At 50.9% G+C, this 24,096-nt stretch carries 34 protein-coding genes; 11 read left to right on the forward strand and 23 right to left on the reverse strand.

Annotated elements, in window-relative coordinates:
* The first annotated feature begins 3 nt into the window (after window positions 1-3).
* From ACZRMS_RS11620 to ACZRMS_RS11645, 6 genes are all read left to right on the forward strand, one after another.
* Complete coding sequence (locus tag ACZRMS_RS11620; protein ID WP_463993416.1) at window positions 4-1,764, forward strand: ATPase, T2SS/T4P/T4SS family; 1,761 nt, start codon at window positions 4-6, stop codon at window positions 1,762-1,764.
* Entirely contained in the window at window positions 1,764-2,927 is a 1,164-nt protein-coding gene (locus ACZRMS_RS11625; protein ID WP_463993415.1) for a hypothetical protein, read from the forward strand. The genes ACZRMS_RS11620 and ACZRMS_RS11625 overlap by 1 nt, the downstream gene beginning before the upstream one ends.
* A 48-nt stretch (window positions 2,928-2,975) precedes the next feature.
* Entirely contained in the window at window positions 2,976-3,560 is a 585-nt protein-coding gene (locus ACZRMS_RS11630; RefSeq protein ID WP_169872974.1) for a type 4 pilus major pilin, read from the forward strand.
* Between the two features lie 9 nt (window positions 3,561-3,569).
* Entirely contained in the window at window positions 3,570-4,853 is a 1,284-nt protein-coding gene (locus ACZRMS_RS11635; RefSeq protein WP_169872973.1) for a pilus assembly FimT family protein, read from the forward strand.
* Between the two features lie 40 nt (window positions 4,854-4,893).
* Complete coding sequence (locus tag ACZRMS_RS11640; RefSeq protein ID WP_262384474.1) at window positions 4,894-5,328, forward strand: lytic transglycosylase domain-containing protein; 435 nt, start codon at window positions 4,894-4,896, stop codon at window positions 5,326-5,328.
* 66 nt (window positions 5,329-5,394) lie between these two features.
* Window positions 5,395-6,078 carry a prepilin peptidase gene (locus ACZRMS_RS11645; protein ID WP_169872972.1) on the forward strand — a complete coding sequence of 228 codons (684 nt, stop codon included), beginning with the start codon at window positions 5,395-5,397 and terminating at the stop codon, window positions 6,076-6,078.
* 191 nt (window positions 6,079-6,269) lie between these two features.
* Here ACZRMS_RS11645 and ACZRMS_RS11650 read toward each other — a convergent pair whose 3' ends face one another.
* From ACZRMS_RS11650 to ACZRMS_RS11740, 19 genes are all read right to left on the reverse strand, one after another.
* Window positions 6,270-6,623, reverse strand: a complete 354-nt coding sequence (locus tag ACZRMS_RS11650) for a hypothetical protein (protein ID WP_169872971.1) — start codon at window positions 6,621-6,623, stop codon at window positions 6,270-6,272.
* 10 nt (window positions 6,624-6,633) lie between these two features.
* A complete protein-coding gene (locus tag ACZRMS_RS11655; RefSeq protein WP_169872970.1) occupies window positions 6,634-7,002 on the reverse strand; it encodes a hypothetical protein in 369 nt (122 codons plus the stop codon).
* 437 nt (window positions 7,003-7,439) lie between these two features.
* Window positions 7,440-7,730 carry a hypothetical protein gene (locus ACZRMS_RS11660; protein WP_169872969.1) on the reverse strand — a complete coding sequence of 97 codons (291 nt, stop codon included), beginning with the start codon at window positions 7,728-7,730 and terminating at the stop codon, window positions 7,440-7,442.
* Window positions 7,731-7,739: 9 nt separating this feature from the next.
* Entirely contained in the window at window positions 7,740-7,982 is a 243-nt protein-coding gene (locus ACZRMS_RS11665; protein WP_169872968.1) for a hypothetical protein, read from the reverse strand.
* Between the two features lie 283 nt (window positions 7,983-8,265).
* Window positions 8,266-8,499 carry a hypothetical protein gene (locus tag ACZRMS_RS11670; RefSeq protein WP_463995463.1) on the reverse strand — a complete coding sequence of 78 codons (234 nt, stop codon included), beginning with the start codon at window positions 8,497-8,499 and terminating at the stop codon, window positions 8,266-8,268.
* Between the two features lie 18 nt (window positions 8,500-8,517).
* The gene (locus ACZRMS_RS11675) at window positions 8,518-8,988 is read right to left on the reverse strand and encodes a hypothetical protein (RefSeq protein ID WP_463995464.1); all 471 of its coding nucleotides are present in this window, start codon (window positions 8,986-8,988) and stop codon (window positions 8,518-8,520) included.
* 152 nt (window positions 8,989-9,140) lie between these two features.
* Window positions 9,141-9,500 (reverse strand): hypothetical protein, encoded by a 360-nt coding sequence (locus tag ACZRMS_RS11680; RefSeq protein WP_463995465.1) that lies wholly within the window; start codon window positions 9,498-9,500, stop codon window positions 9,141-9,143.
* A gap of 10 nt (window positions 9,501-9,510) precedes the next feature.
* On the reverse strand, window positions 9,511-9,807 hold the full coding sequence (locus tag ACZRMS_RS11685) for a hypothetical protein (RefSeq protein WP_463995466.1): 297 nt from the start codon (window positions 9,805-9,807) through the stop codon (window positions 9,511-9,513).
* Between the two features lie 147 nt (window positions 9,808-9,954).
* The gene (locus ACZRMS_RS11690) at window positions 9,955-10,212 is read right to left on the reverse strand and encodes a hypothetical protein (RefSeq protein ID WP_463993397.1); all 258 of its coding nucleotides are present in this window, start codon (window positions 10,210-10,212) and stop codon (window positions 9,955-9,957) included.
* A 248-nt stretch (window positions 10,213-10,460) separates the two neighbouring features.
* Entirely contained in the window at window positions 10,461-10,772 is a 312-nt protein-coding gene (locus ACZRMS_RS11695) for a hypothetical protein (protein ID WP_326427776.1), read from the reverse strand.
* Window positions 10,773-10,872: 100 nt separating this feature from the next.
* The gene (locus ACZRMS_RS11700) at window positions 10,873-11,079 is read right to left on the reverse strand and encodes a hypothetical protein (protein ID WP_326427775.1); all 207 of its coding nucleotides are present in this window, start codon (window positions 11,077-11,079) and stop codon (window positions 10,873-10,875) included.
* Between the two features lie 537 nt (window positions 11,080-11,616).
* Window positions 11,617-11,949, reverse strand: a complete 333-nt coding sequence (locus tag ACZRMS_RS11705) for a hypothetical protein (RefSeq protein ID WP_326427774.1) — start codon at window positions 11,947-11,949, stop codon at window positions 11,617-11,619.
* A 9-nt stretch (window positions 11,950-11,958) separates the two neighbouring features.
* A complete protein-coding gene (locus tag ACZRMS_RS11710) occupies window positions 11,959-12,456 on the reverse strand; it encodes a hypothetical protein (protein ID WP_463995467.1) in 498 nt (165 codons plus the stop codon).
* Between the two features lie 34 nt (window positions 12,457-12,490).
* Window positions 12,491-12,949: a hypothetical protein gene (locus ACZRMS_RS11715; RefSeq protein WP_463995468.1), complete on the reverse strand. Its 459-nt coding sequence runs from the start codon at window positions 12,947-12,949 to the stop codon at window positions 12,491-12,493.
* A 487-nt stretch (window positions 12,950-13,436) separates the two neighbouring features.
* Complete coding sequence (locus tag ACZRMS_RS11720) at window positions 13,437-13,709, reverse strand: HU family DNA-binding protein (RefSeq protein WP_463995469.1); 273 nt, start codon at window positions 13,707-13,709, stop codon at window positions 13,437-13,439.
* Window positions 13,710-13,736: 27 nt separating this feature from the next.
* Entirely contained in the window at window positions 13,737-14,012 is a 276-nt protein-coding gene (locus ACZRMS_RS11725; RefSeq protein ID WP_169872958.1) for a hypothetical protein, read from the reverse strand.
* Window positions 14,013-14,092: 80 nt separating this feature from the next.
* A complete protein-coding gene (locus ACZRMS_RS11730) occupies window positions 14,093-14,659 on the reverse strand; it encodes a hypothetical protein (RefSeq protein WP_326427769.1) in 567 nt (188 codons plus the stop codon).
* Window positions 14,656-14,934, reverse strand: a complete 279-nt coding sequence (locus tag ACZRMS_RS11735; protein ID WP_463993390.1) for a hypothetical protein — start codon at window positions 14,932-14,934, stop codon at window positions 14,656-14,658. The genes ACZRMS_RS11730 and ACZRMS_RS11735 overlap by 4 nt, the downstream gene beginning before the upstream one ends.
* Before the next feature lie 20 nt (window positions 14,935-14,954).
* Window positions 14,955-16,760 (reverse strand): DNA cytosine methyltransferase, encoded by a 1,806-nt coding sequence (locus tag ACZRMS_RS11740; protein WP_463995470.1) that lies wholly within the window; start codon window positions 16,758-16,760, stop codon window positions 14,955-14,957.
* A gap of 185 nt (window positions 16,761-16,945) precedes the next feature.
* Here ACZRMS_RS11740 and ACZRMS_RS11745 point away from each other — a divergent pair, with 185 nt between their 5' ends.
* Together ACZRMS_RS11745 and ACZRMS_RS11750 are read left to right on the forward strand one after the other, a co-directional pair.
* On the forward strand, window positions 16,946-17,545 hold the full coding sequence (locus ACZRMS_RS11745; RefSeq protein ID WP_463995471.1) for a hypothetical protein: 600 nt from the start codon (window positions 16,946-16,948) through the stop codon (window positions 17,543-17,545).
* Window positions 17,546-17,714: 169 nt separating this feature from the next.
* Window positions 17,715-18,770, forward strand: a complete 1,056-nt coding sequence (locus ACZRMS_RS11750; RefSeq protein ID WP_463995472.1) for a tetratricopeptide repeat protein — start codon at window positions 17,715-17,717, stop codon at window positions 18,768-18,770.
* A gap of 67 nt (window positions 18,771-18,837) precedes the next feature.
* Here ACZRMS_RS11750 and ACZRMS_RS11755 read toward each other — a convergent pair whose 3' ends face one another.
* A complete protein-coding gene (locus ACZRMS_RS11755) occupies window positions 18,838-20,001 on the reverse strand; it encodes an Ig-like domain-containing protein (RefSeq protein WP_463995473.1) in 1,164 nt (387 codons plus the stop codon).
* 232 nt (window positions 20,002-20,233) lie between these two features.
* On the opposite strand from ACZRMS_RS11755, the gene ACZRMS_RS11760 reads away from it, so the two are divergent.
* From ACZRMS_RS11760 to ACZRMS_RS11770, 3 genes are all read left to right on the forward strand, one after another.
* Complete coding sequence (locus ACZRMS_RS11760) at window positions 20,234-20,722, forward strand: thermonuclease family protein (RefSeq protein ID WP_463995474.1); 489 nt, start codon at window positions 20,234-20,236, stop codon at window positions 20,720-20,722.
* 38 nt (window positions 20,723-20,760) lie between these two features.
* Window positions 20,761-21,315: a DNA-binding protein gene (locus ACZRMS_RS11765; protein WP_463995475.1), complete on the forward strand. Its 555-nt coding sequence runs from the start codon at window positions 20,761-20,763 to the stop codon at window positions 21,313-21,315.
* 916 nt (window positions 21,316-22,231) lie between these two features.
* Window positions 22,232-22,807: a recombinase family protein gene (locus ACZRMS_RS11770; protein WP_463995476.1), complete on the forward strand. Its 576-nt coding sequence runs from the start codon at window positions 22,232-22,234 to the stop codon at window positions 22,805-22,807.
* Between the two features lie 328 nt (window positions 22,808-23,135).
* On the opposite strand, the gene ACZRMS_RS11775 is transcribed toward ACZRMS_RS11770, so the two are convergent.
* The 3 genes from ACZRMS_RS11775 to ACZRMS_RS11785 form a co-directional block, all read right to left on the reverse strand.
* Window positions 23,136-23,333: a hypothetical protein gene (locus tag ACZRMS_RS11775; protein WP_169872948.1), complete on the reverse strand. Its 198-nt coding sequence runs from the start codon at window positions 23,331-23,333 to the stop codon at window positions 23,136-23,138.
* 73 nt (window positions 23,334-23,406) lie between these two features.
* Window positions 23,407-23,604 (reverse strand): hypothetical protein, encoded by a 198-nt coding sequence (locus tag ACZRMS_RS11780; RefSeq protein ID WP_463995477.1) that lies wholly within the window; start codon window positions 23,602-23,604, stop codon window positions 23,407-23,409.
* Between the two features lie 94 nt (window positions 23,605-23,698).
* Window positions 23,699-24,043: a TrfB-related DNA-binding protein gene (locus tag ACZRMS_RS11785; RefSeq protein WP_463995478.1), complete on the reverse strand. Its 345-nt coding sequence runs from the start codon at window positions 24,041-24,043 to the stop codon at window positions 23,699-23,701.
* Window positions 24,044-24,096 lie beyond the last annotated feature (53 nt).

Consider the following 24,096-nt stretch of genomic DNA (forward strand, 5'->3'; position numbering starts at 1 on the left):
ATTATGTCTAGCACGTCTTTCGTCAGCATGATTGGCAAGCAGGCTTCACCAGAGCTGAAATTTGTTTCAGCTCCTGGCGTCAATGATGACAAGAGCGTTGTCTATAACTCTCTTTCTGAGCTGACTGTTCAGTTGGGTTCGACTATTTCAAAGCGCCGCGCTGATATAGTTGGTGATCACTTTGCCAGTAAAGTTTGCCCAGTCCAAACTACTGAAGGGCATTGGGCAGTTTTGACACTATCAGATTATAAAAATAGTGACATGCTCAATGCAGTGCAGGAAAAGTGCATTACAGCTGGAGCAAATAAAGAGACACTTCAGATAGTCACTGTGTCTCCATACTTGCTGTTGTCTTTGAGTCAAGGTGAGGCTAACAACTTCATTGAGGTTTCAGCTGAAAACGATAAGTCGGGTCATTTTTCTGCTTTTGTTGATATTGTTCGTTACGGGATAAACAATGGTGCCTCTGACGTTCATATGAACGTCTCTCAAGGTCAACCATACTCGCAAGTGCACTTCACTATAGATGGACAGTACACAGCGCCACAGCAATGGAAAATGCAAACAGAACGCTTGGAAGAATTGCTTAACGTTGCATGGCAGAGTGGTGCTGGAGGTGGCGCAGCAGTCTTCGCGAATACTACTGAAGGGCAATGCCGATTGAACCTGAAAATCGGTAGCCAAAACATCATGTGCCGCTGGGCAGCCTTGGCAACTGATCGAGGGGTTTCAGTTACACTGCGGTTGCTCAAGATGGATCAACTGACCGAGCGTAGATCACTTGAATCGCAAGGCTTTCTGCCCACTCAGATTGAGATGTTTCTGCGTGCACAAACAGCAGAGGGTGGGGCAATTGTAATAGCAGGGGTGGTTAACTCTGGTAAGTCGACAACCCTAGCTGAATTGCTTTCGATGATCCCACCGTCAAGAAAAATCTTGACCCTGGAAGATCCGGTTGAGTATCTGATCCCACCTGCACTGCAGTGCACCGTTGTCCGATCACTAGACGGAAATGATGATCACGCCTTTACGTCTAAGCTGAAAACATTCAAGCGTTCTGCGGGCAATGATATTTTGCTTGGAGAGATCCGTGATACGCAAACTGGTGATGCCCTGGTAGATATTACAGGTTCGGGTACTAACCTTTATTGCACGTTACACGCAAAATCGAATGTTCAAATCCCTGAGCGTCTTGCATCAAAGGCAATTGGGATACCGGTCGATTTTCTTGCATCACCTGGTATTTTGAATCTCCTCGTTTACCAAGCGCTGCTTCCTGTTTTGTGTGAAGGTTGCGCCCAACCTCTGTCGAGTCTTGCCAAGGCTGGCGGCTATGATCGTCGCGGTATTTATCATGACGCGAAGTACTGGCATGAATACATCGAACGGCTTGAGCGTTTGTTTTGCATTGACACGACAAAACTGAAAATTAAGTCCGATGATGGCTGTAATAAATGTGCTCGCACTGATTTGCCCCAGCTCAACGGCTATCAAGGGCGTACAGCAGTGGCCGCAATGCTTGAGCCTCAAGTAGATCGAGCAATCCTGCGATACATCCGTGAAAGCGATACGCTAGGCCTACAAGAGTATTGTGAGCAATTACCAAAAACCCCTATCAGTGATCCTGATATGACCAATAAGTCGTTGATGGACTGTGCTCTATATAAAGCATTGCAGGGCCAACTGGACCCTCGTGATATTGAGCAAAAAACTATGTCGTTCGATACGTTTGAGCGCATTAAGAAAAAGGGTAGTGCCCAGTAATGAATTTAACCGCTAAGATTGATCGTTGGAAGTCAACGCTATCAAGCTGGATTGGTTCCCATACAAACTCTGGGATGACTATTGACGCAAAAATTGCGGCGTTTATTTTCGCGGGCAATCGAAGCGATTATTACCTTTACCTAGCTGATACAATTGCTGGAACCTTGGGTAGAAAGTCACTGGTCAACATTTTTGACAGTGATGTAGTCCGTTACGGGAAAAGTGCTCGCGGTAAGCTTTCCCAGCACTGGTCGAAGCAATATACTGATGGAGGCGGAAGTCTTCAGAAAACTTTCGCAGGTACATTGCCCGATGAAGACGTAGCTGTACTTGATACTTTGCTGCGCAGTGGTGGTGAGCGGGCCTTGGAGAACGCACTTCGAGATCTGGCAGAAAATAGTGAGCTGCTCTCGAAAGCACGAATGATCATTTTCGTGACTATGCTTGCCTCTCTTGTGTGCTTGGGCATGACAATGATTACAGTCATTGCGATGCCCATTTATACAGTGCCAAAAATCACTGAAGCTTTTTCCATGCTTCCATACGAATTTTATCCAAAAAATGCAAAGGACTTGGTCGGATTTGCAGAGTTTGTGAAAAGCTCGACATCAATGATAGTGATGGTCACAGTGGCAGTAGTTGCCGTAATTATGTGGTCACTCTCTTTCGTGACAGGTAAGCCTAGGCTTTACTTAGATAAGTATGGAGTTTTCTGGGCTCTTTACAGGGATTTTCAAAACATCCGTTTTTTGTCAACGCTTGCCGCGTTGGTACGCGAAGGCGACAAAACAGCTCTCAACCTGAAGCTCGCAATTGAAATGCAATTGAAAGGAGCTTCACGTTGGAAGAAATATCACCTGGATCAAATTCTCTCGTATGTTTCACGCGGCAGAGTTGGGCCAGAGATCTTCACTACTGGAATCATGGATCAAAAGATGCAGTGGTACATTGCAGATCTTGTTGAGTCGCGTGGTCTTAGTGAAGCGCTTCAGGTTGTAAAAGAACGATTGAAAGATCGAGTCCTGAAAAGGATTACAAAGCAGGCCGCGATTCTTGCATGGAGTCTTATGATTTCAGCGATTCTGGTATCGGGCTATCTAATGATGTGGCACATGACTGTCATTGACGATTTAAGACGGGCTCTGCAGATGTTCCTGTCTTGATTTAAAAACTGAAAAAAGCTAATCACTAAAAATGGAGTTGTACTGAGCATGAAAACTTTTAACAAAGCAAAAAAACAAAAAGGTAACTACCTGCTGTCAATCGGCATCGGCATCATGATCGTCACCATCTTGTCTGTATGGGGCTTCCCTAAGATCAAGGCTATGTTGGTAGAGGGCGCCATTCCCTCGGTTGCTGAAGCAGTTCAGACCTTTATTTCCCGCACCAAAGTAAGTACTGCCGACAACGGTACAACTCCTTACACCGGCCTGAGCCAAATCACTTTTGCCCGTGCTGTAAAGGGTACCAGTCTGCAGGTGGGTGATGTTGCTGGCCAAGGCAGCGGTGAAACAGTAGTACGTCACGGTCTCGGTGGTGGTGACGCCGGTACCGTGCTGTTGGCTACAACTGGCGCGACGTTCTCTTTGACCTTCGCAAAAGTCAGTGATGCAGCTTGCCCTGGTCTGGCTGCTTCCCTGCAACGCACCGTTGATTCCATTTCCATCAACGGCAAGGCAGTCAAAACGACAGGTGCTAACAACGTCCTGACCCTGGCATACATCGCGGGTACTGCGGCTATGAGCTGCGTAGACGGCGATGAGAACACCTTCCTCTTTACGATCAACCGCGCCTAAGAGCAGGGAATGACGGACTTGACATACTCAATGCTGAAGCGCCCGCAGATGAATAAAGGTCAACGCGGATTCGTGCTGATCCAAGTCATGATCGGGATTTTAATTATGACTTTCATTGCCAGCTTGGGCGCTCAGAAGTATGTCTCGTTCGTCAATGATGCAGCAGCTGAGTCGACGGGGAGGTACCTCATCTCCGTTCGAACAGCCGTGATTAAAGCTCTCTCGACATATGACGCCGCATTTACTCAGGTCGATACGACCGCAGCCCCTCCTGGTGTCTACCCGACACCACCAGCGTGGGCAGTTTTTTCAGGTGGTTCCACCACCATTTCGGTGAAGGATCTCAAAACTGCGACCCTTCTCGCCGACTCATTTCCTGATACGCCACCAGTTGGGCGATCAGTTCACGTGACCATCAAGCGTACTGGGGTGTGTCCTGGTGACTCATGCTCACTGGCGGCCTATGTCTACACGTGCTGGCCAATGAACTCATTCAAGCCAACCGGCGTAGTCAACAATGCGACCTGTCCGGCCCCACCTGCAGGGTCAGATTTCGACATCAACATGGTAGGAGCAGCCTTCGGTGCTACCGATGGGTATGGCGCCACAAATTCCATGCTTGCTGCAACGATGCGCGGGCCCCTTTTCAATGTGACCACTGCGAGCTTGGGATTGCCTGCAAATAGTCCTGGCCACGTAGCTGTTCTCGCAACGCTCAACGACTCGTTGTTCAGCCAGTTCGTTCGTCAGGGCGATACACGGCATATCGTTCTGAAGGACGGTTTAACAGTCAGCAAGCAGGTTTCTGCTGGCGAGGGTTTGTTGCTGCCTACGAACTCGGTGGTTGGTCAAATATGTGCAACTGAAGGCGCATATGGCACAAGTACTCGCGGATCATTAGTGTCTTGCTCCGGGGGGCGTTGGTACGAACTCAACAGTCACACGCTTCTTTCGTCCAAATCACTCGCTAATGGCGAAGCTGTTACCCCTCCAGTCTGCGCACCTAACATGCAGCCTTTCGCTTTTGCCTCGCTCCAAAATACAGATGTGACAATGACGGGCGCCGACATCGCGGTCACTGGCGTGCTCACGGGTGGTATCACGGGTACAGGTAATGTCAGCAGTGCAGGCCAAGTTTCTGTGAGCGGTTCATTCAACGGGACAACGACATCCAGTCCGGGCAGCTCCATCCGTGTCGCCCAAGGGGTCTCCATCGTTTCTTCGCGAGTAGTTATTACCCCTGCCTCCGCAAATGCTAGAGCCTTGGTTCTGCAAGGGTGTCGCTACCTGTAATCAGGTTCCGTTCAGCAACCAAGTGGATTGGATTAGGGTAATGATACGACTGGTTTTACTTCTAATGACGCTGTCGAGCGGCTCGGTTTTTGCCGCCAGCCAAGGCGAGGTTGATTCCTGCATAGCCAAGGCCGCTGCTCATCACCGTGTTGATCTCAACTTGCTAAGAGCCATTGCCAAGGTTGAGTCAGGCATGAACCCCCGAGCTGAAGCCACGAACAAGAATGGCTCAAGTGATACCGGGCTCATGCAAATCAATGATTGGTGGTTACCCACGCTTTCAAAATACGGAATCAAGAAGAGCGACCTACTTGACGCCTGTACTTCTGCTTACGTCGGTGCCTGGATCTTGGCCCACTCGATCAAAACGCATGGCCTAACCTGGCGGGCAGTGGGGGCGTACAACTCCCCAACGCCTAAGAACCAGAAAATCTATGCAGAGAAGGTTAATGCTGCTCTAGCCCAGCAACCTTAGGCATATGCTGCCCAGTTGCGCGCTGCCCCCTTTCCGATAGTGTCACCTCTGAGTGGTCAATCTTTTATGACGGTTTTTGGCCTTGTGGGCATTGGTATGGTCGTTGGTGTTCTGGCGGGGGCCATTGTTGCCTCGGTCAGTAAGTGGCTCCCACTGTCACTGCAGCGCCAATGGCGGATCGATGCACACGAGTTTTTGGAGTTGCCCTATGAGCCCAGTCCTTCGGTAGAGTTTAAGAATCAGTTGCGCGACCTCAAGAGCCTCAGGTTTCTCATCATCGAGGTCCTCTGTGCATTCGTTGGTGCTCTGCTGTTTGTTAGCCTCGGGCTTTCATTTGAGACTGTGGTTTATTTGGTCTTGTTCTTCGCGCTCATCATCATCGCTGTAATTGACTTCGAGACGATGTACATCCCAGATCTCATCACCATGCCCTTGCTGTGGGCTGGAATCCTCTTCTACGCCCTCACAGCGCCTGATCAGCTCCAATGGCATATCTTGGGCGCAGCAGCTGGCTACGCATCCCTCAGGTGGCTTCCAGTAGGGCAGGGGGATGCCAAGCTGTGTGCAGTGGCAGGGGCGTGGGTTGGTCTCGAACAGTTGCTTAACTTTTTCATGATCGGAGCCCCCCTTGGTGTCCTGGTAGGCGGCGTGTATTACTTCCTACGAGGCAAGTCAGCGCCGTGCCCCTATGGCCCATCGCTGGTTACAGCATTGTTGGCGACAGTGATGATGCAACTGGTAAGCAGGTGATCACTCAGGATCAATCTCTATAGTGAGCTGATCACCGTCTGAGCAGGGATATGACCTGGTGCTTTGTCAGGCCTGCGCCGAGATCTTCAGTGCAGGTGACTAACTCGATTGCCCGCACCATCAGTGATGACGCTGTGCTGCTCGTAGCCTCAATCAAAGGGGGTGGTGTACGGCGGGATTTCCCTTTGCTGCTAGATTCCCGCGAGGGCGGTATTTGCAATCTCTGCTATGTCGGCTTTCGCAAGGTTTGCCGCGTGCTCCAGCCAGAGAGGGAAAAATTGATCGAAGGTAAGTTCGATCAACTTGTCTTGGACCAGCGAAGCGGAAGAACCGAAGTCTATAAAATCGGTTGTGCCGCCAATACGGCAAAGCCCGTACTCGTTTGTGTGGTGAAACCATGACAAAAAGGCATCGGTTGGACCGTGATCCACTGTCACAGTGAAGCTGTCGAATTCCGGTCCGTTGTAGAAGTCAGCGGGGTCATCGCAGGGCTCGAAGTTCTCGACATGGCGAATTGTTGCTCGAACATAACTTTGCGGAGTCATACGGTCTTCCCTAGCCATGCTCGCGAGGCAATGTGAGGTACGCCTTCATCACACGATCCAACTGCGTCGACAGCAGAAATACAGGGCTCCCAACGGTTCGTTCACCGTTTTCGAAAAGTGGCTTTTTGTGCCAACCCGACACAAACAATCTGTGATCGGCGTCTACTTCCGCAGCGAGAGGATTAGAAATCAGGTCGTCCTCAGATTGCAGATTCTCCCAGTCAATGCTGTCTGCCTCTACTTGCCACAGACAGGCGAGCAACAGACGCAAGTTTTCGGCGGCTTGCTGTTTATTGGACCCTTCAACGAAGACAACACATTGGGACGCTGAGTTATGCCAGCCAGACCTTGGGGTATCAACAAACGCTCTGAAAATCATCTTTCCATTCCTTTATGCGGACACGAAAATCGCCAGTCTGCTACTGGCATATCCCGCAAGGGCGGGAAGTTAGGTGCAGCGGATTTTATTCATTGGCAGGGCGTGGTGTTTTATCCGCCCCGGCCTTGCCCAGCTTTATCAGAACCCTTTGAATCTGCTTACTGAGCTTGGCAGTCACTGCTTACGGTTCCTTGCTAACTGAGTGCTTTTAATTGTCCTGGTCGTCATAGTCGCGCCATTGACGCGGATCTGCCTCGCAACTGCCACACATGTCAGGTATGCACGGTGATGACGGGCCGACATCGATCCAGTCCCATAAGTCAGGCCGAGCCGGATAGTCCGCCTGGCAGAATGTGCATGGCAACATCTGTCTCGGCCAGTTCATTAGGAGGCTTTCAGACACCCTGCAATGCATTTTTAACCTCTGGCGAACATGCTCACTTGGATCTAGCGCTGCGGCTGGAGAACTGGGCCAATGCTCTGTCTCTGGCGTAAACCAATGCTGTAAAGAGTAACCAAACAGAAGCCACTACCGCTGCCCGCATGTTCAAGTCAGACGGTAAACCTCGCACGCAACTGACAAAAAATATCATGGCTGCCGTACCAAGGCCCACGAACATGATCGCCTGCCAACTACGGTTGGGTAGCCAGCGCCAATACCATCTGTTGGCGACTGCCAAACGCTCCGACGCCATCTGCACCTTACGCTTCTTACGTTGGTTGCTCACGGCCTTCTCCTAACCGCGCTGGCCATCTTTACTCGGAGCGGATTGGTAAAACAGCTTATAGGCACCCCATGCGAGCAGTGCACTGCCTCCCATAGCGATGAAGCAACCGCCAAAAATTATGAAGATTGGCGACAAATCCAACCCGCCAAAACCGGCAAGCATAAGGTAGTAGCCAATTGTTATAGGCATCACCAACATAATTGCTGCCGCCAAAGATGTTGCTATTCGATTGCCTTGTTTTTCGCTGCTCATATTTCGCTCCATCGCTAATGTTGTTCGGCCAGCTGATCCGTGATACCAGATGCAGTATCTCGGTCCTTTCCTATCTATCCAGCACGTAATCATTGAACGTGTGTATCAGCCCGAAAAGGTTGAAAAGCCCAATGACCACTGCTCCAAAAATGGCTAATCCAGAACCAGCTTGGAGCAAGTAGTAGATCCCTACCCACGTCCCGCAGCACGCTACGCATGACATTAAGATCCACAAAAAAAACCGCCTGAGCGCCAAAGCAAACTGACGTAGCATCTAAGTTTCCTATAACGGTTGATCCGTAACTGCTCGGCAGTAGTAAGTCCAAACCTTCTTAGGCTGGCCATCGGCATCGAGCTTTTCAGCCTTCAACTGAAACACCTGGTTGTTGTAGAGGTAGGCCATATCTTCACAGGCTTCGCGTGTAGGGTACTGGGTACCCGCTTTTGGGGTGGCGGTGTGGCATGGGGCGCCGATGGCCATTGATGCGCAAACAACAGCGTTCATTAAAAATTGCATACCAACACGTCCTACTTTTCAGAGCTTCTTGGCTTCAATGCGGTAAATCGAAGCTTCAGCGGTTAGCTCGGAGCCATCGAATCTAAAGTACATCCGCTCCCCGTAATTGAGGCTTACCAAGTCGATATTCGACATCGGTTCCTGGTCTACTTTGTCGGCAACCATCCAACCGAGGATAACGCTCTGACCTAAGACATCGCCCGCGCACAACTTCTGGGTGACCTTCGCGTCGAAACCTTTCATCGCAACGATTTTCGTCACGCCAGATCGGCATTCCCCCGAAGGAATATCGAAATTCATTATTTCGACGTCGGCGCTTACTCCCGGCTTCACGATGTAGCCCGCAGTTACCTTCACTCGCCACGTAGCGTTATCCGAGGTCATCTTTGGAGCAATGGTGTCAATGACCAGCGGAGCCACCTTGGCAACTTCAGTCGCTTGAGCGGATGTAGCGAGCAAGACCATCGCAGCGGCGAAAATACACTTCATAAATCCCTCGTTTTTCTCAGACGCAGAATTGGCGTCCCTATACGTCCTTAGCCCAGTGCGATGACTGGGCTTGGGCGTTGCTGGCCATTTATCCTTGATGCCCCAACGAGCGGAGCTGGTTTGTTATAGGCGCTTTTTGCAGCTCGCTGGGCTCACCTTTGGGCTACCCAGTAGCCAGCATCAAAAGACGCCTTAAGTTCCGTGTCGCAGGAGTGATGGCCGTAAGTTGGTGCATACACGGCCTCGCCATTACCACAAACCTGCCGGTTTTCTGGCTCGTCGCGGTAAGCGCAATAGCCGTCTACCCACGCCTTTGCATCCTTGCGCCGAGCGAGGTCAACCGTACCGCTGCGCGTATTATTACCCGACGTAAAGCCACCAGTGACACGCTTACCTTCCGTATCGAACACATACCAGCACGCCACATGATTGTGCCCAGCGTGCGAACCCCAACAGTAGATACGCCAGATGTAAGCAGGGGTATTTTCGATACGAAAGCCTTTGTAGGTCATTGCTTTCCTATCATTCGTCATCAGTGTCATCGAGCATGCCTACATGTCGCTCGAAAATGGCCCGAACCATAGGGTCTGTTTCAAGTAGCTCAACGACCTGCTGCCTGCCGCCATTCTCGGTGCCCATTTGGAACCAGTATTTGATTTGGCCGATCAAGCATTTGGTGGCCATTGCTTTCGTCGGTGTCTTCAACATTAGGGCTAGATCACCCTGATCCTCGTAGCCTCCGGTCATGTCGTGCGCAGGCCCTAAGGCCCAAAGGTACTTGTGATCACGATATGCAACTTCATAGACAACCTTGGCCATGCTCTTTTCCTGCTAGTCCGCTTCCTGGGTGAAGTCGATGAACATTTCGGCTATGTCTCCTTCTTCACCTCTTATGGCGTAAACACCATATGTTGTGTTCTATCAGCTGGTCGGCGACACCAGATGTAGTGTCGCGGTCTTTGTCCCTTATTCCCAGCCGTACAGGTAGGTAGGCACGGTCAGTTTGGCAATGTCCTGCCGCAAAGACGTATCCAGTCGTTCGGTTTTACCCTCGCTCTGGTCGAAAACCTCAAGCGAGTCGAGGTGCTTGTCGCTGACCAGCTCGACCTCCGACAGCTCGAATTCGCTGTGGTCTTGGCCAGTCTGCTCACACAGGACAGCAATCGCGCTTTGGGGGTCAAACGCGGCCACAATGTCGTAGTCACCGACCTTGTACGCGACCAATGTAGTAACTCCAATTGGAGGATGGTAATGCTGTCCAACCGGACCAGCAGACCAACGAGGTGCGGTAACGCAATTCACCCCGGATTGCAGCAATTCCGGGGAGCAGGGTTTCCAATTCAGCGGTGGGCTCTGGTCTACAGTGGATTGCATGTTCACTCCCTCGATTCTCAGACGCGAAAATGAGCGTCCTTCTACGGCCACGGCCCCGCGTTTAACGGCGGGGCTTGGGGTGCAGTTGAACGAATTTCCTAGTTGGCCGGAGTCTTCGGCAAAGCCTGATCCAGGGCATGCTTTAGCTCGGCCTGGTGAGCGGCATCCATGAGTAGAGACATTTGGGATGGCTCCGTTTTGAATGTCACCCAAAGCATTGGCAGAGCTACAGCGAGGTAGACTGCAAACATTCCCAAGCGAAGCTTGCCCATGTGGATTGGAAACTTGCGCGAAAACCACACCACGAACCACACCAGCGCAACCAACACTACAATTTCAAAAGCCGTCCAGTAGGGATGGGCTTTTGCAAAGCTATAGGTTGCGAATATGTCAATAACGGGAATACCCAAAACCCTATCCTTCACGACAGTGGGGCGCGAGAACCACGCCTCCCATACGGGCTTAGCCCGCACGGCGGCGGGTTTGAGAGTACTGGGAATTTCCGTGAGGTCAGAGGTTGTCAGTGGTGTCAGGCGCAAGGGCCGCAATTTGCTTGCCCAGTTCCTCGGCGGCGCGTTCCGCTGCCAGGAACAGATCTGCACCTTCGTCAGCACCATGACCAACCGCTTGGAATGCCGACAGTGCCTGACGGTAACGGGTCAGTGCTGCAACAGCGTTGACGTCCAGAGTCACAGTCATTGCTTGAGTGTTATTCATCATTTTCCTTAATCTTTCCGGGCTGTAACCGGTATAGCCATTTGGCGGAATATAAGATGCCGAGCATCGACACCTCGGGCCTTTCGCTCCCTTCACAACTGTGGAGAAAGACAATAAGGGTTACTAATTTTTGCTACTTGAGTGGCGGCACCTTGACCATGCAGGGGATGCTATCCAAGCCAGCGAGGCGCGCTGCGAGGATGCGTGACTTGCCTCGTCTCAGCAAAAAATTTGCCCCGTCCCACTCTACCTCTGGGAGAAACTCATTGGACGGGCCATTCGCCCTGAACTGTGCGACTAACTGCTCAATCATTACCCGGTTCACGGCTCCAGCAGGGACGGTTATCAAGGACACTGGAACACTCCGAATCTCAGGCTCAGAACCTGGAGCGAGTGGCTTCATCGTCTTAAAATACTCGAAGCTATCCATCCCCTATCCTTCACGACAATGGGGCGCGAAAACCACGCCTTCCTTACGGGCTGAGCCCGCACGGCGGCGGGCTTGAAAGTACAACGGAATTTCCTATAAAACTGGAGTCATGTCTCAGCTCCGTAATACCGCAGATAATCGTAGATCGCAGGCGAATAGTTGATCGCGAAGAATCGAGCGACAGTCAGGTAGCCCTCTGAGTCGGTTACTCCGTTTCCTGGGTACTTGTTATCGATAACTGCCAACGCTGGAAAAATCTGCTCTGCAATTTCGCCAAAAGTTATGTCTGCCTTGGATTTGGCGAAGTGCAGCGCATGAATCAGAACAGTGTTCAGTTCGATAAGCACCGATGGGTTTTCGCTGATCAACTGCCAATCACTGGCTAGGGGCATAGCCACATTGTCTCTCAAGCTTTTTTCTTTTTCGCTAATTGATTGCATGTGATTTTCCTAGGCCGCTGTAGCAGTTGCGTGATCTACGGGATTTGCCCATTCGCGGGCCAGTCCGTAAAGGGCCGGTTCGTCGAAGTCGACACCTGCCGGGTTCAACTCGATGTCCTGCTTTTCGACATGCGTTAGGAGTTCGGCCAACAACTGCGCACGACGTGCATTGTCATGTTCCAGCGTGTTTATCTGCATGGCCTTGTCTTCCGCCGATGCCGCCTGATCCGCGAGGTTGCGAACCTCTGTCGAAATGGCAGCAAGATCTTCGCCCGAGCCCATATCAATTAGGTTACGAACGGTGTTCAGCACTTCCGCTGCGAGCTTGGCGGCTTCGCGTGACCCTTGATCCAGCACTGAGCAATCGGCCAATGCATTGAGCTTCCAAAGCGCGTTCTGAATATCCATTTTTTGTTCTCCGTAAGCTGGTTTTAATTCTTTTATTCCGCCAATCCAACGAGCGGGATACGGCTCATGTGCATGGTGCATGCCGGTGCGCGGTTCCATGTCCTTGTAGCCCCGACGAATCGGGGCCTCCTGGTTAGCCCGCAAGGCGAGCAGTGATTGAAACCTTTCTGCCGTAAGGCCCCTCACTCTCGCGGATCATGGCTCGACCCTGGCGCTTGGCATCATCGTGATCGTAAGCGAAAACATTCTCTGTGCAGACATCCCACATACGGCCATTGCAGTACGCCGGTTCCTTGGCGGTGAAGGTCAAAACGAATTCTCGAATTGCACGCCCTTTTTGGGATGTTGCCTGTGGAACTTCGACAACAACGGCCACCACCATAGGCTTCATGGCAGTTAGTGCGGCCTTGTAGTCCGCCATGGTGTGATTACCATCAGTAGGGATGGGAGCGTCAACACCGCCACGCGTTTCGATGGCGTTTAGGCATTCCTCATAGGAGCCAAACATAGGCTCGCGATTCAAACCATAGCCTTCAAGAAAGACGTAACATTTACCGCTATTCAGAACGCCTATATCAGGGTGCATGATCATTTTCGCCATCCTCAGTGAGTCGCTTCAATGAAGATATTGTATATCTCTAGAGGTATACAAGCAAGCTCTTAGGCCTCCTTTTTTGGAACAAAACAAACGCCGCGTATGAGCACGTCGGCATCGTCATAGCACTTCATCGCATGGCTCACTGTCGCCCGCGTAGCGCCGGTTACACATACCGCTTCTGCCTGGTGTATACCGTCAACAGGAACGCGCCATCCTGCACGGTTTGCGGGGCTCTCGGGGAGGGCCGTACATGGGATTTGCCAGGGCATCGTATTGGCCGCCAGTCATTGACTTGAGCTGCTTTGAGCGATTGTCGCACTCGTAAGCAATTTCAGCCCGCACTTGGAGTCGACCAGTAAACCGCCAGCTACTCCCGCTCCCCAGCCGCAGGCTGCTTTATCTTCTCTGATTTTGGCTCTGCGAGTTCTGCCCCAGAAAAAAACCCGCACTAGGCGGGTATTTTATTCTCGGGCGGTACTGGTTACTGAACAGCTTTACTCAGCACAGATCCCGGCTTGAAAACAGGGACAGTTTTTGCCGCAATGTTGAGTGCTTCACCTGTACTTGGATTACGGCCAACTCTTGCCGGTTTCTCCTTTACCTGGAAGGTGCCAAATCCAAGCAGCGCGATACTGCCCTTAGCTTTCAATTCGTCGGTTACGATCTCTTGAAAGGCATCAAGCATTGCGCTGGCAGTTACCTTGTTAACACCGGATTTCTCCACGAGCGCTTGAATCAGTTCTGATTTATTCACGTGTTACTCCATGATCGATGAGTTTGTTTACGCTTTACGTGCGCGTTTAAAGAGCGCGATACCGGCGTAGAAAATCAATAGTCCGGAAATCAGGCCCGCTGTGATTCCACTGCTGTAGCTGTTCTGCACTGTGCCAAAAAAGTAAAAAGCTATGCAGGCGATGGTGATAGAAACCTGGGCGATTGATGCCCATGCAAACCACTCAGGCCTCTTGAAAATGCCCGCCACAAACCAAGCAATCAATGCAAAGGGGATGAGCATCAACGGTGCGAGGACGATGTTTAAATCTTCTGGCTTATACAAGCTGTAAAACTCTCATTGGCAAAACGTCAAAGTGATTGGAGCTGGGCACAATCATGACCTGAAAAAAGCCCTGCAGGTGATTAGCGCAAAGTAGGACCATGGTTGATCCGAGTAGCCTGCTCGTGCTCTTGGCGAGGTTCGGTCTTGGCGCTCACATTAGCAATGCCTCTGCTGAACTTGCTGCTCAGTGGTTCAGAGGGTTGAGCGATCCCGCTTTGCACCGCATGTTCGTTGGCGAAATTCGACTTCAGCATCGCATTCTCGCGCTTCAGATAATCCGCTTCGTCAGAGAGGCTATTGAATTTTTGAACAACCTTGGCCAGACCCGCCGCCGCGAGACCTACCCCCAAACTTCCTGCAAAAAGTTGGTAGGTTTTGTTGGCCATCTCGAACGGGAGGTCGCCCTTCATTGCTGTGAGTAGCATCGAGCTATCCGGGTTTTTAATTCCGAAGTAGAGAGCAGCAGTCGCGTCCGGATCACCAGTGATGGCCGCTGCAATGGTCATGATCCCGCACGCCGCGCCAGCAGCAAGCAAAGGACTTGCGGCCAACGCCGCAGCATTACCTGGTGTGTTTACAAGGTCCTTGGCGAACTTGGTAAAGTTGTCGCCAACCTTCTGTAGAAACGATAGCTCTTGGTTCTTCATGCGCTCACCACTTCAGGAAATTCAGACTCATAAAGGGCGCAGTGCTGCTCTGTGCGCTCTAGCATTTGGGTCACCTGGTCTTGCGCCAGCGAGGTGGTGCCCTCGACGACCTCGGTGAGGAAGATTGCATAAGCCATTCCCATTTTGAGAGTGGCGTCGATGAGTGCCGGATTTGCGCTCGACGTTTTGACGAATGCATTAATGGCTTCAAGCCGTGGGCACAGAGCGACTGCTTTGGCGCTGTTGGTATCGGACGATGTAGTTGATGCGTGCATTCAAAAATCCTTTAAGTGGTTCACATGCGCATGCCAAAGCTTGGCCGCAGTTGTTCAGGCTCAGGCTCGGGTTCTTGTTGACCGAACATAGACAGTTGGTTTGTGTTGTCTTCGCGCTTTTCAGCGTACTCGCGTGCAGCATCTTGTTGAGCCGCTACCAGCTCAGGGGTAAAGCGTGGAGCAGGGGTATCAAGGTGAACAACTTCAGGTAGAGCCGACTTTCCGGGGTATCGAACTTGAAGTGATTCCCCCAGCTTGATCTCGTCCATAGCACTGGCCTTGTGCAAGATTCCAATCCCGCCGCCAATATCCTGAATGATCATTCCGACGTCGTTTACAGTGACGGGCCCTTCATAAATGACCCCCACTTGAGGCGCCCGAATTTCGCTGACAACCGTAGATGCAGAATCCAGCATGGTGTCAGTGACTAGCTGAACAAGCTCACGAGCCCCGAACCTGCCGTTGTGGTGATAGTCCAGCACGGACTCACCAAGTAACTTTGCTGCCGCGACAAAAGGGTCTCGCTGTACTCCTTGGCCCAACATCTCGAACGCCACAGTTTTGGCAAGCCCGTCGACTACATTGGGAGGCCACTGCATTGCTCTTGCTGCTTCGGCGACGGTGAGCATGCGCAGGAGGTCAGGATCAGTGGGATGCTGAACCTTAGGATCTGTCGATCTGTTTTTTGTATATCCCTTCGTAAGTGTCGCTAACTTCGGCGATTCTTCGTTAAAAACCTGCATCTTGAAGCTTTTTCCGTTTTCTTTATCGCGGATTTCTTTATCTTTAAGGCCCTGCATTACGCTCCACATGGGGTCGTCGAGCGCGATGTCATCCATAATTTCAGAGAAGGTCAGGTCCTTTTTTTCGGGCTTCTGTAACATTTCCCAGTCGAAGTGCATTCCTTTAGTCACTGCTACCATGCACCAGCGCTTGCGAGGCTCCATGGCGTTAAAGTCTTCACCCTTCAAGACTGTTTCGTGCGTCTCGTAACCCAAGTCACGCAGTTGATTGCGCAAAATAGAAGCGCTCGCAGTGCTGCTGTACGGGACAACGTTCTCGAACAGAATGAATGCTGGATTGGTCTTGGCCAGAATCATCAGGGCGGCGACTACGAGGTGCCCTACATCCGGGTGGTCTTCAGCTTTGGCGGTCCCGCGCTTCGCCCGACCACTTACACTGGCCCCGCTGCAGGGCAACCCCATTTCCAGACCATCCTGTTTTGGCAGGATTCGCATTGATGCGTCATCAAATGCTAGCTCTTGCATAGGCGCAGCAATCGGTATGGTGCTGCTCGTCCATTCAGGCGCTTCCGAAGCGTGCTCGATCAAATTATGACGGATCTCGTTAACGATTCCTTTTTCGGTGCGGATACCCGCCTGATGAAAGCCCTCATGGACAGCTTTAGAGAGAAGGCCGCCGCCATGTGAAAGGCTGCCAATCTGCAACGGAATGTTGTGCTGTAGCTTGTGATTAAGACGGTTGAGGCGTTCCTTTTTTCTAACCTCGCTGGCTAAGGGCATCAGAAAAATCTGACCCTGGCGCTGGACCAGTCGGACGGCGTCCATACCAGAGAAGAGCGCCAGCAACTCTTTACTATTAATGTCAATTAAAGGTATCTCTTCGCCTGAGCGTGTTGTTCTCTTGCTCCTGCTAACAACGCGTGAGCCGTCAGGATTTGCCTGAAGGGTAACCACCCCACCCTTCAACTTGACGTCAAAGCGGTCACCTACCTTCATGCCAGCCGAAGAGACATCCAGATTTTCAAGCCAGATTCGGGGTTTACCTCGATTGGTACCTATGTTTTTAACGAAATAACCCTGCATTGTTGGCTGCCCTGATCACGTGTGTCACGTAGAGTATTATTAAACCATGTGGTTTTCCATGACTCAAAATATGCCAGGTACTTGATTTATTCGCTAGCGCAATCCTATAGTGCCATCACATTATGATCGCACATTGCTTAGCGCCATGTGCGGCTACCAAATAACTTGGCCTGGAGGCCGACGCCATGAGCAGTTCAAAAAACAACGTCGTAGGGATGCCAGCACCTGCAGCCAAGAATGGTCAACGCCGGACACCTGGAGCGCAAAGTGCAATCAACGCCATCCAAACCAGCTTCACCAAAATCCTTAGAGAGGACATTGGTGGGTACTGGGTGGATGAGGGCGAAATTAAACCCAAAGGTATCTCTTACGGTGCGTATAACGAGCTGACCTATCGCGCTCAAGATGGCACCGTAACCCATGCCTGCGGGGCTGTGATCGACGAAATGCGCAGTGTGCGCCAGTTCACCCGTAATGCTGTTGAGCTTCGGTGCGATGCCCTGGGGCTTGCTGTGTACATTTCAGGGGTTACCCAGATTGATACCAAAACTAACAAGCTTCGAGCCTATCTGCGTGTTGCTACCTATCAGCACAAGAAGCTGAATCCGGAATTGTCTATCGCCGAAACCAGCGTTGATCTTTACTCCAAGGTCCACACGATTCTGGTGAGCACCTACAACCATTTGGGTCGTGAATACAACATTGCTGGCCTTAAAGCTGCAGATTTGACGCTTGTTTCAGATTCGGAACTGATACCAAATATCGCGATTAATCAGCCATGCTGATCGCTTTGATCAGCAATTGGTATCCGTCCCTGATGCTTTGGCAATGTTTAAGAACATTCTATATAGTGGAATTCACTGATAGCGCTGCCTATGCATGCGCTCGCTTTCCATTAACGGTTTGAGCCCGCTGCGACAGACCGGTGGGTGATAGTCATACCCTGGTGCCTTCATGAGTCCCCGCCTTGCAGCTCTTGCAATCATTCTGGCCAACGTAGCTCTCTCAGGGTGCGTTAACCAACCTCAACCCCCTCGGCAACTTCCTCTTTTCCTACAGCAAGTAGAGGGGCAGGCATCTGAAGAGACGGTTTATACCTCTCAACCAAACCCAACTGATCCTTCAGCCCAAGAGTTGGCGCCTATCGAGACCAACGACAGTGACTGGCTACCAATCCTCCCAACTGGCCCAGATCCGCTGGCGGAGCAGGCGCGGCAAAACCTGGCACTCGCCATGAATTCGACAGATCGTATTGCGCGACTTGAGTATCTGGAGACTGCTGCCTCGTACGGTAGCGGACAGGCGCACTATGAGCTTGCCAAGGTATTCACCGAAGGCGTGGACCGTCCTCGCAATTTACAGCTGGCGCAGGAGCATCTCCTTGCAGCCGTAAGCTTGGATGATCCGGAAGCATCCCGCGTTGTTGGCTGGCAAATGATAAAGGGGCAGGGTGGCTACGAGCAGAATCTTATGGGTGGCGTGGCTGTAATGGAAATGTTCGCTGAGCAGAGCATTCGGACTCAACGCGAACTCGGTTCGCTTTATGCAAACTTGTACAGTGACTACAAATTGAATGATCCTGCCAAAGGCGAGCTTTACCTGGAACAGGCATTTAAATCTGGTGATACCCCAGCAGCGCTAGCCTTAGGTAAACTTTTTATACAGCAAGGGAGGACGGCTGAAGCTGTTACACCTTTAGAATTCGCGAGTGGAAATAACGATGTTGCCGCACAAAGATTATTAAAATCTCTCGGGCCAAACCTTGGTGTGCCTGAGCCAACGAACAGTGAATCGTATTATCAACAGGCTAGTGCACTTATGCTTGTCAGGCATGGCACAAATGATGAAGCTAAGGCGTATGCGCTTTTTAGTTTGGCAGGGGATATGGGGCACAATCTTGCAAAGGTTGAGCTTGCTGCTCTTAGCGGTGTGGCTATTATAATGGAAAAACAACGCGGATCAGGATGGTTGGAAATTGAAAAAGAAGCGATTCTGAGGCAGCAGAATTAGTTTTACGCTAGAAACTCCTAAGTCTTAATTGAGAAAAGCCCGGTTACGGGCTTTTCTTTATAGCTAATTAACCGCCATTACAGTTATATCCCCCGCAAGGGTCTGCGTCGAACGCATCAGGATTAACTGAAATGGTTGTCATAGTGGTTCCTTTGAACGCTTTAAGGACGAAAGGATAAAAATAACCATAAGTACCATCAGGTGGAATCCATTGAGTGTTAGTCCCGTTGTACAAAAATTTAACGCCGTTCCACAACTCATAGCGGTCTGCGTTTTCCGCCTGCCAACTAATAGTATTTAGAGCAGCAGGACTATACATGTGGCCACCGTAATCACATATTGTGTTTTGTTTGTAACCACCATATTTGCCTGGTATGAAGCATGTTACCTTGAGGCTAATTATTTTTGGTTTTTGGTTCTCAAATGTCACCGCAGTTTGGGCGGCTTCAGAAACGGTCGTTTTTGCGAAAATCGTCGAAACCCCAGTCGTAGCGCCCGCAATCGTTGCGGTTGCCACCCCTGCAGCGTCCGTGTACGACATCCCACCGCTGAGTGTGTTTAACGTAGCGGACCAGTACACAGCCTGACCTGCTGGCAGGATGTTGTTGTAAGCATCTCTGACAGTTGCAAAGAGGCTGGCCTTGGTCCCGTCGGCAGCAACCGTTGAAGGATTGGACGTCAGACTGACCACCCGCGAAGTCGAGGCATCAGCTAGAAGGCTCACGTTCCCGCTCGATGATCCCGCAACGGCAGAGGCGGTAACACTCGCCAAGCCAGCGACAGTGCCGCGCAGAGTCACCACCGATTGGCCTGTGGCATTGGTAACCGAACTGGTTGAGGATAGGGTTCCTCTTGTTGTCGACCAGGTAGTGGGTATACCGCCGCCCACTAGGTTCCCATCCGTATCCTTGACCGTGGCCACCAAGGTGCTTGTGGCGACATTGTTTGCCGCGATTTCAGGTGGTGTCGCAATCACACTGACAACACGGGCGGTTTTCTTTGCCCACTCGGTGTTGGAGCAGCCATTTTCGGTGGGCTCCCATTTTTCATGCTTGGCCACATCGCAACCGGGGTTGCCGGGGTTAATGTCAATTGACATCCCTGGCACATTTATAGCCTGCAGGATGTCAGCACTATTTTCCTTGAGCTGGGCAGCAAGAACCCCCCCGCTAAAGCAAAGAAGCAGCGCCCCAATTTGGGCACCTCTTCCGAGTCTGTGACGTATTTTCATGTTGTAGATCCATTAAATTTAAGGCCAGTCATCTGTCAAAGGTGAAACGCAGGCCTTGGGGCACCCACCGTCCTGTGGGCAGCATTTCCTAGGCCTGAAACAAACCATCTGCATTAGAATAACAACGTATGATTATATTGCACCTTGTCATGGCGCAAAACGCTCGCACCTTGAGGCTGCCCCTGGCCTGCGGGGCGTGAAAAATTACGGTACGACCACAGGAAATTTGGACATGGTTAGTCGCTTGACCTTTGGCTTGCTCATGAGCTTGATGATGGGCGCCAGCGCCTGTTGGGCTGACACTCGGTATGAAGGGCAGGTGGTGCGCGTATTAGATGGCGACACCATTGATGTTCTTTCGGGTGCAAGTCAACGCCAGCGCGTCAGGCTTGCAAATATTGATGCCCCAGAAAAAGGACAACCTTTCGGGCAAAAGTCGAAGCAGAATTTGCTGAAACTCGTAGCGGGGAAATCAGTTGAAATCGTACTGACGGGACGCGATCAATACGGTAGAAGCATAGGCAGGGTGTTGGTTAATGGCAGAGAAGCCAATGTTGAACAGGTTCGGGCTGGGCTCGCATGGGTGTACAGCCGCTACAATCAGGACCCAAAATTACCGAGCATTGAGAAGGAAGCACGCGTTCAGAGAACCGGTCTGTGGGCTGACCCTTACCCTGAAGCTCCTTGGGACTTTAGACGTAAACCCCGCACGGAAAAATAAACCTGACTGACCCTAACCGTTTATGGCGAAGAAGATTTATGCGTCCACCCGAAGTCACTATTGAGCAAATCATCCAGGCAGGTAGTCATCTGGAGGAAAACGGCAAAAGAGTTACTGGATCTTCTCTACGCACACGAATTGGTTCGGGCAATCCAGCCCGCTTGCTGAAAGTGTGGCACGAAGCCTCTGTAACTAGCCGTGCTGGCGCTGTCACAGATAAGGTGAGTTCCAGAGCGCCTGAAGAGGGCCAAGAGGAAGTTCAGGGCCTTTTTGCACGCAAAGATGGCGCCGCACTCAGTGAGCAACTTGTGGCCGCGCTCAAGCTCCTTGCAGCGGCTCAGCTAAGTGAAGAAGCGCTAACCGCTAAGCTTCATCACTGCCAAGTAGTTACCGATGCGGTAACAGATGAGTTGAACAGAACCAAGCTGCGCTGTGCCGAGCTGGAAGGCAGAGAAAAGCTACATCAGGAACGCATAGCAGAGCTGCACTCCCGTGTAGACGAGCAGCGCGGGGAACTACATCGCGGATCTCAAGCAAGAATAGCGCTTCAGAATGCCCTTGAGGCGCTTATCGGGCGAGAAAAGACTGATTAGGGGGTGTTCAAAAACGACCGTTTCTGGTAACGCCTCTACTGAGGTGACTTTCGCAAACTCGAAACCCATCATAAATTCATTCTCAGAGTACAGTGATAATCGTTATCTGGGTGGAGCGAGCGTTCTACTTGTTGATGGTGAAAGTCTACGTTATGTAGGGAACAATATATTTAGTTGGACCGCTTCCGGCGCAGACAGGTATGAACTAATAGCACCCAATGGCAAAGTATGGTATCAGGGTTCAGGAACCAGCTATGTATTAAACCAATGGATGTATTTCAATCAAAGTGACTGGTTTCCAGGTGGTGCAAGAATTGAAGGCACATTCACATGGACCCTTCGATCTTATAATGGTGGCCAATATAGTGAGGCCAAACTAAATATCAGGGTATTGGATGGCGCGTGCTATTGCCAAACAGGCTGATTTGTTAATGGGGAAGCCTAGCTAGCATCCTAGCTAGGCTTGAGCCTGGATGTACTTTTATCCAGAAGGTTCAGAAGGTGTAGTATCCATGATTTTAGGAACGTATTTTATATCGATAAATGGGGAGTCAGGGGAGTTATTAGAATAAGCCCTTAAAGTAAATGCTGATATATAGTGATTTATTTTTCCAACCAGGTTTGCTTCAGTGTTAGGCCCAGAATAGAACACATAGTTATCGGTGCCATAAAGAGTGTACCTAGCAGCATTAATAGCTGACCAGTAGACTGTATTCTCCTTCCCGTTTCTATTTCCTGAGTTATCCAAGCATACTGTATTCTTGAAAGTGCCGAATTTACCTAGGTTGCAGGATGACGTAAAACTTATGATAGTAGGTTTTAGGTTTGCGAAAGTCACCTCAGTAGAGGCATCATCAGAAACGGTCGTTTAGGGTAGACTAAACCGCTTTATCTGTATGGTTGCAAGGTGCTTTACATGTTTATTGGGTATGCCAGAGTTTCGACAACAGAGCAGAATCTGGATCTTCAGATTGCTGCATTAGAGAAGGCAGGATGCCAGAAAATATATACGGATAAGGCCAGCGGTAAGTCCCATAAAAATCCCGGCCTCAAAAAGGCCATTCGAGCTTTGTCACAAGGAGACACCCTGATTGCCTGGAGCTTAGATAGGCTGGGGCGCACGATGAAAGGTTTGATAGACCTGTCTTACTTACTGAATCATAAACGGGTGAACCTTCAGTTCCTGATCGAACAGATTGATACGAGCACGCCTAATGGCAGGTTTCTGTTCAACATCAAAGCAGCTACGGCTGTTTACGAGCTTGAACGGAACGTCGAGCGTACCTTGGCCGGACTGGCTGTGGCTCGCACGGCGGGCCGTATTGGAGGCAGAAAGCGCATCATGACCGACGAGATGTGTGTGCAGGCGCAAAGTCTTTTAGATAGCGGCCTTAGTAGGAAAGAAGTGGCCATGCGATTAGGCGTTTCACCTACTTCGGTTTACAGATATTTACCATCTGCAAATGATGAACTTTGCCTAAAACAGAACTAACAAAAAGCCCCGCTTCGGCGGGGCTTTTTATGGTGCCTGGCAGACCTACTGCACAAGCGAATTTGCTTCTCGTAATTCTCTAGCAATTTTCACAGCCTTCAATTCTTCATTGGTGCATCGCACCTCATCAACGGAGCGATGATCCCAACCCCCATGTTCTGTAAGCAGAGCAGGCCCTTGTGGGCTCGGCTGGCACTCCCTGAGATCTTGGATGTGCGTCAGTCCGCTGGACATTGCAGCGCAGCCTGTAACGGCTAGCACTGCAAGAAGGAGAAGGGGTGAGGCAAGCTCTCGGCGTACCTTAAACATAAAGCCCCCTTAAATCGCCTTAAGACCCATGAACGTTGAACTGCGGGTTTTGCGAGAAGTAGCCGTCGTCGCCGGACAACTTGGAGTAAGCAGCAGGATCTTTGGCGCGCAGCTCTTGGCCGTGGGCGTTCAGGTCTTGCAGACCAGCACAGCCTGTAACGGACAGAGCAGCGGCAGAAACGAGAGCAGCGGCAAACAGAGATTTCAGAACTTTCATGGTGTAGCTCCTTGCAAATAAAGAGTGCGCCTAATGGCTTTGTGATGCTGGGCGGGGAGGGTACAGCGGGTTGTTACGACCCGTGTACCGAATACTGAGGATTCTGAGAGAAGTACTCCTCGTCGCCGGACAACTTGGAGTAGGCAGCGGGATCTTTGGCGCGCAGCTCTTGACCGTGAGCGTTCAGATCTTGCAAAGCCGCGCAGCCAGTAGCGGACAAAGCAACGGCAGACAAGAGGGCAGCAGCGAACAGCGATTTCAAAGCTTTCATGGTGTAGCTCCTTGAGATTGGGTCAGCGCCTTGTTTCTCGCTGATGGCCCCATAGTATCCATACCAATCGGCAATGTAAACACTATAAACAAATTTATTTATTAAGTTGTTTATTTGCTTCCGCCAGTTCAGCTTTCAAGCGCTTAAGCTCTTTTCTTAGGCTTGCTGCCATGTCCTTTGGCATCCACTCCTGAACCAGTGTCCAGTCAGGTGGAAATCCATTCAAATGTGCAGTGATTCGATTAATAGCACCCGACACGTTCTGTGGGCTCGTCCCCAGCTCTCTAGCTGCTTCAGCCTTAGATAGCCCCCGCACGCAGACAGCCTCAACGATGGCCCATGTATTGCCGCTGATCCCGCTCTGTAGATCGAGCTTGAGCCTAATCAGCTGCTCTGGAGTGAGGGTTGGAACTTTGTTTGAGATCAGTGTGTTACTCAAAATTCAGGTCCTTCTACAGTTCAATCAATGCCGGATGGTATCAGCGCAAACTG

This window comes from Pseudomonas sp. B424, from assembly GCF_055408345.1.